General features: G+C 67.9%; 10 protein-coding genes. 5 read left to right on the top strand and 5 right to left on the bottom strand.

Annotated elements, in window-relative coordinates; all coding sequences use genetic code 11:
* The first annotated feature begins 174 nt into the window (after positions 1 to 174).
* Genes EV191_RS09210 through EV191_RS09220 form a run of 3 tightly spaced genes read left to right on the top strand, consistent with a single transcriptional unit; the run spans position 175 to position 4126 of the window.
* Entirely contained in the window at positions 175 to 1524 is a 1350-nt protein-coding gene (locus EV191_RS09210; RefSeq protein WP_132876496.1) for a hypothetical protein, read from the top strand.
* A complete protein-coding gene (locus EV191_RS09215) occupies positions 1521 to 2615 on the top strand; it encodes a DUF917 domain-containing protein (protein WP_243658843.1) in 1095 nt (364 codons plus the stop codon). The genes EV191_RS09210 and EV191_RS09215 overlap by 4 nt, the downstream gene beginning before the upstream one ends.
* A complete protein-coding gene (locus tag EV191_RS09220) occupies positions 2612 to 4126 on the top strand; it encodes a helix-turn-helix domain-containing protein (RefSeq protein WP_132876497.1) in 1515 nt (504 codons plus the stop codon). The genes EV191_RS09215 and EV191_RS09220 overlap by 4 nt, the downstream gene beginning before the upstream one ends.
* 15 nt (positions 4127 to 4141) lie before the next feature.
* Here EV191_RS09220 and EV191_RS09225 read toward each other — a convergent pair whose 3' ends face one another.
* Both EV191_RS09225 and EV191_RS09230 read right to left on the bottom strand, forming a co-directional pair.
* Entirely contained in the window at positions 4142 to 5788 is a 1647-nt protein-coding gene (locus EV191_RS09225) for a hydantoinase B/oxoprolinase family protein (RefSeq protein WP_132876498.1), read from the bottom strand.
* Entirely contained in the window at positions 5785 to 7833 is a 2049-nt protein-coding gene (locus EV191_RS09230) for a hydantoinase/oxoprolinase family protein (protein WP_132876499.1), read from the bottom strand. Before EV191_RS09230 ends, EV191_RS09225 begins: the two co-directional genes overlap by 4 nt.
* Before the next feature lie 201 nt (positions 7834 to 8034).
* Between EV191_RS09230 and EV191_RS09235 the strand changes: the two genes are divergently transcribed.
* Positions 8035 to 8505 (top strand): nuclear transport factor 2 family protein, encoded by a 471-nt coding sequence (locus tag EV191_RS09235; RefSeq protein ID WP_165912887.1) that lies wholly within the window; start codon positions 8035 to 8037, stop codon positions 8503 to 8505.
* Between the two features lie 189 nt (positions 8506 to 8694).
* Here the strand turns inward: EV191_RS09235 and EV191_RS09240 are convergent, their stop codons facing one another.
* Positions 8695 to 10776 carry a Stk1 family PASTA domain-containing Ser/Thr kinase gene (locus EV191_RS09240; protein WP_132876724.1) on the bottom strand — a complete coding sequence of 694 codons (2082 nt, stop codon included), beginning with the start codon at positions 10774 to 10776 and terminating at the stop codon, positions 8695 to 8697.
* Between the two features lie 187 nt (positions 10777 to 10963).
* Here EV191_RS09240 and EV191_RS09245 point away from each other — a divergent pair, with 187 nt between their 5' ends.
* Positions 10964 to 11329: an Rv2175c family DNA-binding protein gene (locus EV191_RS09245; RefSeq protein ID WP_132876501.1), complete on the top strand. Its 366-nt coding sequence runs from the start codon at positions 10964 to 10966 to the stop codon at positions 11327 to 11329.
* 25 nt (positions 11330 to 11354) lie between these two features.
* On the opposite strand, the gene EV191_RS09250 is transcribed toward EV191_RS09245, so the two are convergent.
* Together EV191_RS09250 and EV191_RS09255 are read right to left on the bottom strand one after the other, a co-directional pair.
* On the bottom strand, positions 11355 to 12275 hold the full coding sequence (locus tag EV191_RS09250; RefSeq protein ID WP_132876502.1) for a phytoene/squalene synthase family protein: 921 nt from the start codon (positions 12273 to 12275) through the stop codon (positions 11355 to 11357).
* A gap of 146 nt (positions 12276 to 12421) precedes the next feature.
* Positions 12422 to 13189, bottom strand: a complete 768-nt coding sequence (locus tag EV191_RS09255) for a class I SAM-dependent methyltransferase (protein WP_132876503.1) — start codon at positions 13187 to 13189, stop codon at positions 12422 to 12424.
* Positions 13190 to 13224 lie beyond the last annotated feature (35 nt).

Genomic DNA, 13224 nt, shown 5'->3' on the forward strand with positions numbered 1-13224 from the left:
AGATTCCTCAGGAATGCGGCCCGCTGGCGCGAAACGGATTCACGATTTTCTGGCCGTCGCATGCCGCGCCCCACCTGTTGAACTGACCGGCTTGGCCGTCGCACGCTATGGCCCAGTAGTCTCCCAATTCCGCTGAAATTCCCGGCCGTGTCACTGGGATGGGAAAGGAGCCACATGGACCATCGGTGGCCGGCAGGCAGTCGCATCGGTGTCGGGATGCATCGCGACAGCGTCACCGCCGCCCTGGTCGCCGAAGGCAGCCAGCTTGGCAGGAACGACCTCCCGCTGGACTCCACGTGGCAGGAGCTGGAGGGTCGGCTGGCCATCCAGCTGCGGCAGCTCGGCAGTCGGGCCCGGACTCCAGTGGAATCCGTCGCCTGGGAGCTTTCCGACCTGCTCACCCCACTCGCCGAAGCGTCCCCGGTGGCCGCGTTGCGCATGCTGCCCCGCGCGCCGGTATCCGACGCGCTCGCCGGACAACCCTCGCCGCTGTTGCACACCCTCGTCGGGCACCGCGCGAACGTGCGTGGCGGACACGATCTGTTCGGATTCGAACTCGCCCCGCCGGACGTGACCGGCGCGGTCGCGGTCGCCCGAGCCGCCGCCGAGGCCGGCTATCCGGCACTGGCCATCACCGCCTCTGGCGCGATGGGTTGCCCCGAGCATGAGCAACTCGCCGCCGAAGCGATCCTGGATGCCGTACCCGGACTGCGGCTGTGCCTTTCGCACGAGGTTGGCGGGCTCGGTGTGCTGCAAAGGGAAGCCGCCGCCGTGCTCACGCTCGCACTGCAACCGCGCATCGGCGAGCTGATCGGCGCGTGCGAACGGGCTACGGCGAGCGGTGCGCCCGCGGCCACCGCATGGTTCGTCGCCGGTGACGGCGGGCGGCTGTCCGCCGAACGGCTGCGTACCTTCCCGGCGAGCGCGCTGGGTTCCGGCGGGGCAGCTGCGCTGCTTGGCGCCGCCGTGCTTGCCGAGCAACCCGATGCGAGCGTGGTACTCGCCGATGGCGACAGCTACGGCTTGGGCTACGTCCGTTCCGGATTGCCCTACGCCAGCTCCGATGTGATGGAGGTGGACCGGATGCGGCTGGCGATCCCGCAGGCGGTGATATCGCCGGTCGCGGTACCGGATGTTGGCCAGGCCGGGGTGCTCGCCGATGGTACCGGCCCGGCGCTCGTCGTCGGGTTGCGCTCCGACGATATTGCCGCGGCGCGGTCGTTCAGCGAGCGATCAACCAGCGAAACCCGGTTGGTGTGCGATGCCGATGTGGTCGCGGTGGGCAGCGCGGTCACCGAGCCGAGCGCCTGGCTCGATCTGGTGGTGACCGCGGATAACCCCGAGGAGCTGGAGCGAGTGCGCGGCACACTGGCGGACCGGGCGTGCACCCTGCTCGCCTCGAGTGGCGCGCGGCCGGGAACCGAGCGCATCGTGAGTAGCACGGTTTCTCCACTCTCCTTTCTGCGTAGCGGCTCCTATCGGGTGGTGCTGCGTGCCAGCGGCAGCATCGGAGGTGCACCGTGAGTCGGGTAACCCAGCTGACCGCGGCGGACGCGGATGCGATGCTGCTCGGCGCCGAGTTCTTCGGTGCCTCCATCGCCGGCCATCACCTCGAGCACTTTCGTTCCTGGCTACGTGAGGTACTGCTGCGGCGCGGGCCGGTTCCCGTTGTGCCGCCGGCCGAACTGCCAGCGGAAACGCAGTGCGCCGCGATTGGCGTTGCCGGCTCGATGATCGCGGTTGTGGAACTGCCACCTTCCGGTGACGAACCGCAGGGTGTGGCTGCCGCGTTGGAAAACCAGCTCGACCGCAAACTCGGCGCGGTGATGGCGATGAACGCCGCGACAATCAACGCGCTGTTACCAGTGATCGCCGCGGCCGAACTTGATCTGCCCATTGTGGACTGTGATGGGATGGGTCGAATCCTTCCACTGATCAGTCAAACGAGCTACACGGTTGCCGGTCTGCCGCTGACCCCGATGACGGCGACGAGCGCGGTGCGAGACCAGATGAGTGTCGTCGCCGAGGCGCAGCGCGCCGAGCTGCTGGTGCGCGCCATGCTGAACACCGCGGGTGGCTGGCTGCTCTGCGGCCTGTACCCAACAACGGCGCGGCAGCTGGTCACCGGGGCGATCGAGGGTTCGATCAGCAGGGTGGTACGCGTCGGTCGGGTGCTTGCCGCCGCGCGGGATCGGGACCATATTCTGCGCGGCCTCGGATCCGAGGTGGGCGCGACCTGGCTGGGCGGTGGTCAGGTCGTCGAGGTGGGGCCGTCCGGCAAGCGTGGCGCGGAACCCAACCAGCCGGCGAACCCGACCACCGTGGTGGTGCGGGAGCGCGGCAGCTCCGGCAGGGTGATCCGGATTGAGGCGCAGAACGAACTGCTGCTGGCCGTTGTGGACGGTGTACTGGTGACCGCCGTGCCCGATCTGATCTGCCTGCTCGACCGCAATGGACTGCGCATCCAAGGTCTGGAGCGGACCAACGTCGGCGACGAGGTCGACGTGCTGATGGTGCCGGCCGCGCCGGTTTGGCACACCCCGGCCGGGCTCGCGCTCGCCGGCCCGCAGGCTTTCGGTCTGCCCGTCCGACACCCGAAGGAGCCCGTCGAATGAGTCGAACTCCGTCACTGGACGCGCTCACCGTGGACGCCCTGGTCCGATATGGACCGTTGGCGACCGCTACTCCGCTGATCGAGGAACACTTCGACCGCCCCGTTCCGCACGTCGCTCTGGTGTCCGAACTGGACGATATTCGCGGATGCGCGGCACATACCGCGGTGGTACTGCATCCGGTGCTCACCCACGGCGTATGGGCGGTGGAGTCAGCTTTGCGGCTGTCCTGGGAGCGCGCGGCGTCCTGTGTGGTCACACCGGGACTACCGGGAATCGGGGAGTCCACCGCGCAGCTCGCCAAGCGGCTGCGGATGCCGGTGTTCGTCGTTCCGGACGACTCCGCGCGATGCGCGCTCGACCTGGCCGCGGCCGTGGCGAACCCGGAATCGGTGCGTGCCAAGGTGATCGCGCAATGCGCGATGCTGTTCGGGGAACGTAGCACCGCACGCGGCATTCTTGGCGTGATCAATACCGAGGTGCCCGGGGTGGAGGTGGCGCTGGTCGCCGAGGACGGTGCGGTGCTTGCCGGGCGTACCGCCGCGGCCACCGCGGGCGGCGATCAGGTTCGGGTCGAGGTTGCCGGTCCGGACGGGAAACCGTGGGCGAGGATGGTGGCGAGTCTGGTGCAGGGTGGGCATGTGCGGGAGACCGTACGTTCGATCCTGCGCTTGGCGCGCGCGCCGCTGGTTGCCTCGGTCGCGCGGGAACGGCTGGAGGTCGTGCACCGCAGCGCTCGGGCTGGGGCGGCTCTGGATGTACTGCTCGGCGCGGAGGCGCGCGGGGAGCAGTCGCTACTCGGACCGTCCGGTCTGGAGGCGGAGGCGGTGACCGAGCTCGGCTGGCAGCCCGCGGACCTGCCGATCGCGGTGTTCCTGCGTGCGGCGACGGAGGCCGGGCCGGATGTGCCGACGGTGACACCCGGCGTGATGTCCGCCTGGCAGCAGGTTTTCGGTGACCGGCCGCTGGTGCCGCGCGCCGCCGGCTGGGCCAGTTGGTGGTCCGGAACCTCGTGTTCTCCCGAGGAGGTGCGCGATCGGTTGCGTCGCGGGCTGAGCCGGATGCGCTCGCCGATCGCGCTGGTAGGCGGCGTCGGCACGGTCGGCGAACAACCGGGCAGCCTGCGTACCTCCCTGGTGCAGGCCGAACTGGCTTCGGCCGGCGCCCGCGGCCAGTCGGTCGGCCACGTCGAGCTGTTCACCGAACTGGGGGAGCGACTGGTGCTTGCCTGCCTTCCGCTCGCCGAGCTGGCCCGTTCGGCCGAGGTCGCCCTGGCCGAGCTGCTTGCCGCAAGTGACAGGGAAACGCTGGTGGAAACCTTGCGCGCGGTGTTGGACAGCGGCGGGTCCACCGGGCAGGCAGCCACGCGGCTGCGGGTCCATCGCAACACCGTGCTCGGGCGGCTGGAGCGGATTCGCGGTTATGGCATCGACCCGGACAGCGCGGACGGCCGGCTTGCCTTGCACCTGGCCGCGTACGCGCTGTCCACACACGGCCCGGCGCCCGCTCGCTGACCGCGTTCTTTAAGGTTAGCGGGGTGGGGCGGTGATGTGTTGATCGAGCAGATCCGCTTCGATGGCCGCCGGGTCCCGGTCGGCCACAAGGCCGAACCCACCACCGCCACCGGTCGCGCAGCGCACCACGTCACCGGCGGAGAGCTGCATCCCGTTGCATTTGAGCAACCGGCGCTCGTCCGGCCGTCCAGGGTTGATGATCACCTCGGGCGGTTCCGCGTCGGCTCCGCCGAACAATCCCCACGCCGGAGTGATCGAACGCTCGAACCACAACGACACCGTGCAGTCGGACAACGCCTCGTACTCGCGCACCACACCGTTCCCGCCGCGCCATTTGCCCGCGCCGCCAGAGTCTGGCCGAATACCGTATTCCCGCAACCGGAACGGATACCGCGTCTCCAACACCTCGATCGGCATATCCTTCAGCGACCCGTTCACGTTGTTGATCAGCGCGGATTCCCCGTCCGAACCCTCGAAACCGCCCCAACCGCCGAGAGTGGCCTCGAGGTTCACGTAATCCCTTCCGGTGCGCGGATCGTTGCCGGCCAGCAGCACGATCATGGAATCGCCATGACTTGCCCCGGCCACCTTGTCCGGCAGCGCCGGAGCGAGCGCCTTGGCCACCAGGTCAATCAGCAGACCCAGGTGCGAGAAGTACCATTGGCACGCCGCGGGGGCCACCGCACCGAACACCGACCCTTCGCGTACCTGCACGGTCATCGGCCGGAATGAGCCGCCATTGCCCGGCACGTCCGGGCTGATCAACAACTTGTAGCCAACCCGGCACGCGGACACCGCTTGCGCCGCACCACAGTTGATCGGTCCCACGGTCTGGTCGGCGGACTCGGTGACATCGAAATCGATCTGCTCGCCCCGCACGGTGATCTTCAGTTTCACCGGGATCGTGGCCGCGAGGTCGACGCCGTCGTTGTCCAGTACGCCTTCCGCGGTGTACACGCCATCCGGAACATCGCGGATTACCGCGCGCTCCAACCGTTCGGTCTGTGCGAAGATCTCGTCCCTTGCCGCCCGCAGCGTGTCCAAACCAAACCGTCGAACCAGCTCGGCCAGCCGCTTCTCGCCCATCTTGATGGTGGCGATCATCGCGTGCATATCGCCGGTCGTCGGATACGGGAAGCGCACGTTCGTAGCGATGGTGCTCATCACGCCGGGTACGTCCACCCCGCCCTCGACCAGTTTCTGCGCGCCGAGCCGCAGGCCTTCCTGGAAGATGTTCACCGAATCCATGGATCCGCCTGGATCCTTCGAACCGACATCGATCCAGTGTGCTCTGGTCGCCGTGAACCCGACCAGCTCGTCATCGACGAACACCGGCCCGAATATGGTCACGTCATTGAGATGCGTACCGCCGAGATAGCTGTCGTTGAGAATCCACACATCGCCTGGCTGCCAGACGTCCCTGCCGAACTGGCGCTCGGTATCCCGCGTGCAGGTCTCCAGATTGCCAAGGAAAATCGGCAAACCCGCGGACTGGCCGAGCACCTGGTGCTTGTCGTCGAGCAGCGCGACGACACAATCCCCGCATTCGTAGATAATCGCGGTGTAGGCGGAGCGGATCAGCGTCGCGTTCATATCGTCTGCTGCCGCGGTCAGCGCGTTGCGCACGATCTCCACGACGACCGGGTCCACATTCGAGCTCATGCCGAAGCCTCCTTCGCGCGAATCACCAGCGAGCCGATGCTGTCCACGGAAACCGTGTAGTCGGGCGGAACCACGGTCGTTGCGGTGCCTTCGACCACGATCGCCGGTCCGGCAAAGCCGTGTCCCCGTGCCAACTCATCGCGCTTGATGAGTGGCGCGGAATACCGCTGCCCGTTGAAGATTACTTCGCGGTCCGCTGTGGGGAAATCGGCCGATTCGGCCGAGGGGATACGTTCCGCCTCGGTGCGTTCCAGCACGCCGAACGCGGTGCTGCGCAAGGTCACGAACTCGATCGGCGCGCCCAGATTCGCGTGCCCGTACCTGGTTTCGTGTAGCTGGGCGAAGCGTTTCGCGACCGTCTCGACGAAATCGGCGCGATGCGGTTCGTTCGCCTCCACGATCGGCACCGTGAGCGTGTACTCCTGCGCCGCGTAGCGGATATCCACCGCATGCTCGACCCGCTTCGCCTGCTCGGGCACCCCCTCGCTGTCCAGTGAGCGCAGTGCCTCCCGCGCCATTGCCGCGAGCTTGCCGGCCATATCCGCGCGGTCGAGGTCTTCGTCGAGGAAGAAGTACTGCTCGGAGAAGTCCTTGCGGATCTCGGTTTGCAGCATTCCCCATGCGCTCAGCGCGCCGGGGAACCTGGGTACCACGACCTCGCCGATGCCCAGTTCCTTGGCAAGGAACACCGCGTGCATGGGGCCCGCGCCGCCGAAGGCGACCAGAGTGAACTCCCTCGGCTCGATCCCTCGGGAGACGGTGATGGTGCGGATCGCTTGGGCCATCTTGGCGTTGGCCACATCGCAGATCCCCTCGGCCATCGCCACCGGTTCCAGGTCCAGCTGCTCGCCGAGTCGGGCGATGGAAGCCCGCGCGGCCGGTAGCGACAGGCTGAGCTGTCCGCCGGCGAACCAGTCGGGTTCGATGCGGCCAAGCGTCAGGTTCGCGTCCGTGACCGTCGGTTGCTCGCCGCCGCGCTGATAGCAGGCGGGACCGGGGGCAGCACCGGCCGAATGCGGCCCGACGCGCAGACCGCCGGCTTCCAGCCAGGCGATTGATCCACCGCCAGCGCCGACCGTGTGGATGTTCACCACGCTCATCAGCAACGGCAGACCCTCGAGCTCGGCCTCGGGGGACACGTCCGGCTGGCCGTCGATCACCAGCGACACGTCGAACGAGGTGCCGCCCATGTCGACACAGATCAGGTTCGGTCGGCCGGTGGCCGCGGCCAGCGCGACCCCACCCATAGTGCCGCCAACCGGCCCGGAAAGCAGGGTCTGCAGCGGGCGAGCGCGCGCCGATTCGGCGGTCAGCACGCCGCCGGAGGACTGCATCACGTGCAGCGGAACCCGCAACCCTTCCTCGGCGAGGCTGCGTTCGAGCTCGGTCAGATAGCTGCGCACCACCGGCCCGGTGTAGGCCTCTACCACGGCCGAGGAGGTGCGCTCGTATTCCCGCCATTCCTTGGCGGCCTCGTGCGAAAGCGAGATGGTGACGTCCTCGCCGAGCTCGGCGCGCAGCAGGTCCCTGGTGCGCCGCTCGTGGTCCGGATTGGCATAGCTGAACAGGTAGGCGACCGCGATGGCGCCGAAACCCTCGTGCCGATAGCGTTCGGCCGCCGCGCGGACCGCCTGCTCGTCCAGCGGTTCGAGTTCACCGCCGGTGTGTTCCAGCCGGCCACCGATCTCGACGATGTCTCGCCTGGGCACCAGCGGCTGCGGCTTGCGGTAGTGCAGGTCGTACAGCTTGGTACGGGGGCCACGCGCGATGTGGTACGTGTCCGAGGCTCCCGCGCTGGCCAGCAACAGGACCCGCACGCCACGCCGTTCCAGGAAGGCGTTCAGACCCTGGGTCGTGCCGTGCACGGTGAACGAGATGTCCCGAGGCGAATCGACGAGGGAGTTCAGCGCGCTGTGCACGCCTTCGGTCAGATCATCTGGAGTAGTTGAAGATTTTCCGGCCTGAAACCGCCCGGTTGTCTGGTCGTAGGCGACGACATCGGTGAAGGTGCCGCCGATGTCCATGGAGACGCGGTACTGGTCCATTCGGCGAAACTCCTTTCAACAAGGAAGTATTCCCACGGTAAGGCCCCAGAAACGTGGCTGACTGTGCAGCGTGAACACGCACGGGGAAATTCGGGGTGCCCGATGCCCACCTTGGTGCGAATGGGGGTATCTATCTTATCGGGTGTTCAACTCGATGCCCGCAGTAATCGGCGGGCACCTGGCCTGCTCGGGAGGGTGGTTGTGGCGACCCGGTTCGATGTCCCGCGACCAGCGCGACGGAACTACTCCGTCGATCCAGCCGACGTGTTCGAGGCGTACAACGACGCGGTTAACCTGCGCGATGTGCGTACCGCACAGACACTGCTCAGCCCGAATCTATCGGTGACCATCAACGAACGGCCGGCCATCGGGTTCACCGATGGTGACCAGGTCACCGACGAACTGCTGTTGCGCTGCTTTCCGAACTGTCGCAGGGAAATCCTGCGCACGCTCGTCCAGTCCAACCAGGCCGCGGTTCGCTGGCGGCTACGCGGCGAGCCCGCCAGGACCTTTGCCGGGCTTCCCGAGCTGGATGTGCACGGCTGCATGTTCGTGCGCGTCCGGGACGGCCGGATGGCACAGGTCGCGATGTACTTCGAGGACCTTGGGTTGCGCACGATTCTCGCGCGCGCCCGTGATCTGCTGGCTCGCGTCCCCCGCGCGGCCGGCTGACCGTCGCTTGATCCCGACTGTGTGATCCAGAATGGGTGATCCCGGCCCCGACCCGGGAAACCAAGCGCGGTCGCGATGGCCTGCTGGGGCGTGTCTCCCCCCTCAGACGCCCCGGCAGGCCACCCAGTCTTGGTGACGTCCCCGTTCGCGTTCGTCAAGGCCAGCGTTTGTCGGGGCAACCGCGGCTGGTTAGGGGAAAGCGCCGACCAGGACGGTACTGCCGGGCGCTACGTTGCTGCCCGCGCTCGGCTCCTGCTGCACGACCCTGCTGTCCGGCCGCGGGAACAGCTGCCGTACCTCGGCGGCCAACCCGGCGTCCTCGAGTGCCGCTTCGGCCTCGGCCACGGTCTTGCCGGTCAGTTCGGGCACCGTCACCGCCGTCGACAGGTAGACCCCGACCCGGGTGGAATCCTCATCGGGCACGGTTCCCGCCGCCGGCTCGGTGCGAATCACCCGGCCGTTGCCAGCCTCCTCGGAGAACTCCTCGCCAGCGACGTAAGGCTCCATCCCCGCTTCGCTGATCGCCGCGAAGGCCTCTTCCTTGGTCATACCGGCGACCTCGGGCACGGGCTGTGGCGGCGGCCCCTTGGACACGATGACCATCACGGCGGCGCCGGTCTTCAGCGCGGTGCCAGCGGGCGGATCGGTCTTGATCACCGCGCCTTCCGGGACCTGGTTGTGATACTCGTTCACCGAGTCGTCCGTGCGCGGCCGTAGCTGCTCGTCCGCAAGCGCGGCCCGCGCCTCGTCGAGCGACGTGCCTGGCGTGATGTCCGGCACCGTGGGTGGTCCGGTGGAGACAAGCACGGTGATCTCATCGCCGCCAAGTGCCTGGTGTCCCGCTGCCGGGTCCGAGCCGATGACCGTGCCGGCGGCGACCTCGTCGTGCCGCATCTTGGTGATCTTGGGCGTGAAGCCGGCCGTCCGTACCGTCTGCTCGGCCCGCGCGGTGTCCATCCCGGCGATCTCGGGCACCGGAGACCAGCGGCCGTCCACGAACCACCAGGTACCGACGCCGAGTAGGCCAAGAAGTAGCGCGCCGAGTATCGCGAAGACGATGATCTTGCGGCGGCGGCCACCGCGCGCGGCGGCCATACCATGCGGTGGCGTCGGTGCCGAATCACCAATCGGCGGTTGATGCGCGGTGTGCTCGGCGGGAAGTTCGCGCCGCAACGCCTGGGTGCCGCGGGGTCCGGTATTGGCAAGTGCGGCCATCTCGGCCGCGGAGAGCACGCTCGTACCGTTGGGTGGCGTGCCGGAGCTGGTCGGTTGGTTGGCCGTGGCCTCGGTGGCGGAATCCGCGGTTGGTTCGGCGGCCTCCGCCGAACTGATCGTCGACGCCGAAACCGGGCCGGTGTGTTCGCGGGCATGCGGGACAGGGACCGGAACGGGCGTCGGTGGGATGCCGAGGGTTCGTCCCACGCCGAGTAGCTCGGTGCGGAACTGCTCCGCATCGGCTGGCCGGGCGCTCGCATCCCTGCTGGTCGCCCGCAGCACCAGCTCGTCGAGCGCGGCCGGAATCCCAGGGATCAGGGTGCTCGGCGCGGGCACGTCGTTGTGCACGTGTTGGTAAGCCACGGAAAGCGCGGTATCGCCACGGTACGGCGGGCGCCCGGTGAGCATCTCGAAGAGCAACACACCCGCGGAGTAGACGTCGCCCCGTGAGGTCGTCGCACCGGTGGTGACCTGCTCAGGGGACAGATAGGCGACCGTACCGAGGATGACGCTCGAGCTGGTGTGCGTCGCGCTGGCCACCGCGCGGACCAGGCCGAAATCGGCAACCTTGACCACGCCGCTCGCCGAGCCGCCCGTGCCGCTGCGACCGATCAGCACGTTCTCCGGTTTCACGTCGCGGTGCACCAGGCCGGCCTGATGCGCGGCGGACAGCGCGGAAAGCACCGGGTCGAGCACGCTCAGGGCGAGCGGCACGGGTAGCGCGCCCCGTTCGCCGAGTAGATCGCGCAGCGTGCCGCCGTCGACCAGCTCCATCACCAGGAATACCCGGTTGTGCTCGGGATCGGTTTCGGCACCCTGATCATGTACGGCTACGACGTTCGCGTGGTGCAGGCGCGCGGCGGACCGGGCTTCGCGCTGGAAGCGGTCCACGAACGTCGGATCGTCGGCGAATCGCGGATCCATGATCTTGATCGCCACCGCGCGGTCCAGCCTGGTGTCCATACCTCGGTAGACGGCGGACATACCGCCCTTGGCGAGCAAGGCGTCGACCCGATAGCGCTGCTCCAGCACGGCACCGATCAGGTTTGCCCGCATCCCGTTCACGAGCGTTGATCGTAGAGAGCCGCGCGTGGACGCGTGGCACCGTATCGATAACGCCCGGGTCCGCTGTCCGATGCGTCCGGATCCGGAAGGCCGGCATATCGGATACCAGGAGCGTCCGGTGCCAGCTTTGCCCGGAAGGGGCACACCTGATTGGCATGGATATGGCATCGTATGGGGCGTGAGTGCGATCCCAGTCGCCGATGATGTGCTCGATGCCGACGTTGAGGTGCTCAGCCTCACTGAGGTGGCCAATCAGCTCGGGCTTTCGGCGAACAAAGTTCGGCAGTTGTTGCGGGAAAGTCAGCTGGTGGCGGTGCGCCGCGACGGGCAGCTGTACGTACCGTCGTCGTTCCTTGCCGAGGACGGCTTAGTGAAAGGATTGGCCGGCACGCTGACGGTGCTCTCCGATGCCGGCTTCGACTCGAGCGAGATGCTGCGCTGGTTGTTCACCGCGGACGACACCCTGCCGGGTACGCCGATCGAGGCATTGCGTACCAACCGGGGGACCGAGGTCAAGCGGCGCGCGCAAGCATCAGCGTTCTAGGCGTTCGTTGTTCTGGGCGTTCGTTTCAGCGTAGCCATGCGGCGCGGAGGAAGCCGGGCAACGCGACGCGGATTCGCTTGCCGGCTGGCACGCTGACTCGCCTGGGCAGCACGTCGTAGTCCACCGCTTCGATCTCGTCCAAGATTGCTTGGTACAGCGTGAACGCCGTGGCTACGCAAGGGCGAACGGCAGGTCGAAGCAGCTCGATGCCCGGTAATGCCCTGCGGTAGACGGCCCGGGTGTGCGCGACCAAGTGGGCAAGCGCGGCACGGATCCGGCGGTCGGTCTGCCCGCTGCGCTGTGCCCAGCGCAGCAGTTCGCGATCGACGCCGAACGCGGCGAGCTCGGCGGCCGGCAGGTACAGCCTGCCGCGGTCAAGGTCCTCGCCGACATCGCGGAGGAAGTTCGTCAGCTGAAAGGCGATACCGAGCGCATCCGCGTGCGGTTCGGCCTGCTCGGCGGGCACTACCGTACCGAGTACGGGTAGCAGCTGCCTGCCGATCGCGCAGGCCGAGCCGCGCATGTAGTCCTCGAGCGCGGGGAAGTCCGGGTACTCGGCAATCCGCAGGTCCATGCGCATGGCGTCGAGGAACTCGACGAACAGCTTCGGATCGATCTGGTAGCGCCGCACCGTATCCGCCAGCGCGATCAGTACCGGCGACGCTACTGGCGTTCCGGCGATCGCCGCGTCCAGCTGGCCGGCCAGCCCCTCCAGCGCGCTGGCGCGCTGCTCGATCGTGCGGTCCGGGTCGATGTCCACGATATCGTCTGCGTGCCTGGCGAAGGCGTAGAGCGCGTGCACCCCGGCCCGCGCGTCCGGCGGCAGGAGTCGCGTGGCCAGGAAGTAGGTGCGGCCGTGCCGCGCATTGATACCGCGCGCGGCCGTGTACGCGGCGCGTAGGCGCGGCGCGGTGATACCGGCCGCGTCCAGTTCAGCGGGACTCATGCGGTGTGCCTAGGGATTAGCTGCCTCGGGGATCGCGCCCGTCGGGGTCGGTCAGATCGCGCCCCACGCTACCCAGCGGCGCGACGTGAGCTGGCACGCAGTCCGCGCACACCGCAAGATTTCTGAAGGATGCGCCGAGCCCGGCGCTAGCGTAGGGCCACGAGTACCCGGTCCTCGCCCTGCTGCCATACGGCGCCCACTTCGGTGAATCCCGCCTCGTGGAGCAGCGCGGTGTGCTGGTCGACCGAGAGATTGTTGGTGTCGTCGTGCTCGAGCGCGCGTTGCGAGCGGGCATCGACGAGCGGGCCGAGGCATTCGTCCTCGAGCACCTCCCGCCACCAGGTTCGCCAGCTCTCCAGGTCGGCGCCGCCAGCGCGGTCGGCTTGACCGTTGCGCACCACCTCACTGAGCTGGTCCAGCCGCTCGGTGCCGGTGGGCAGGTGGTCGCCGTTGACGAAGATGCCGTTCGGCTCGAGTAGTTCGCCGAGTGTGCGGTAGAGCCCGGCGAGTGACTCCGGCGCCATCCAGTGCAGCGCCGTGGTGGAAACGGCGGCGTCGATCCGCCCGGTCAGCCCAGCGCTACTCACCCAGTTCGGGTCGGCGAGGTCCGCGTCCACGAACTCGACCCGCGGGTAGTCCTGCCCGTAGTAGGCGCTGCCAAGGCCGAGGAGCAGTGGGTCGGCGTCCACACCGATGATGCGTGCTCCGGGTAGCGCCTTCGCGAGTCGACCGGAAAGCGAGCCAGGTCCGCAGCCCAGGTCCACGATAACCGGGTCCTTCCGGTCGCCGAGGTGGTGTCGAACCAGGTCGATGATGACCTGAAAACGCTCCTCGCGGTCGAGAATGTACTGCTCCTGCTGGGTGTCCCAGCGTCGTAGCCAGTCCTGCGCGGCGGGGTAGTCGAGTGTCGGCATCGCGGACTCCGATCCTCGTCGTTACTGTTGTTATC

Origin of the sequence: Tamaricihabitans halophyticus, from assembly GCF_004340875.1 — a bacterium.
Lineage (GTDB): Bacteria > Actinomycetota > Actinomycetes > Mycobacteriales > Pseudonocardiaceae > Tamaricihabitans > Tamaricihabitans halophyticus.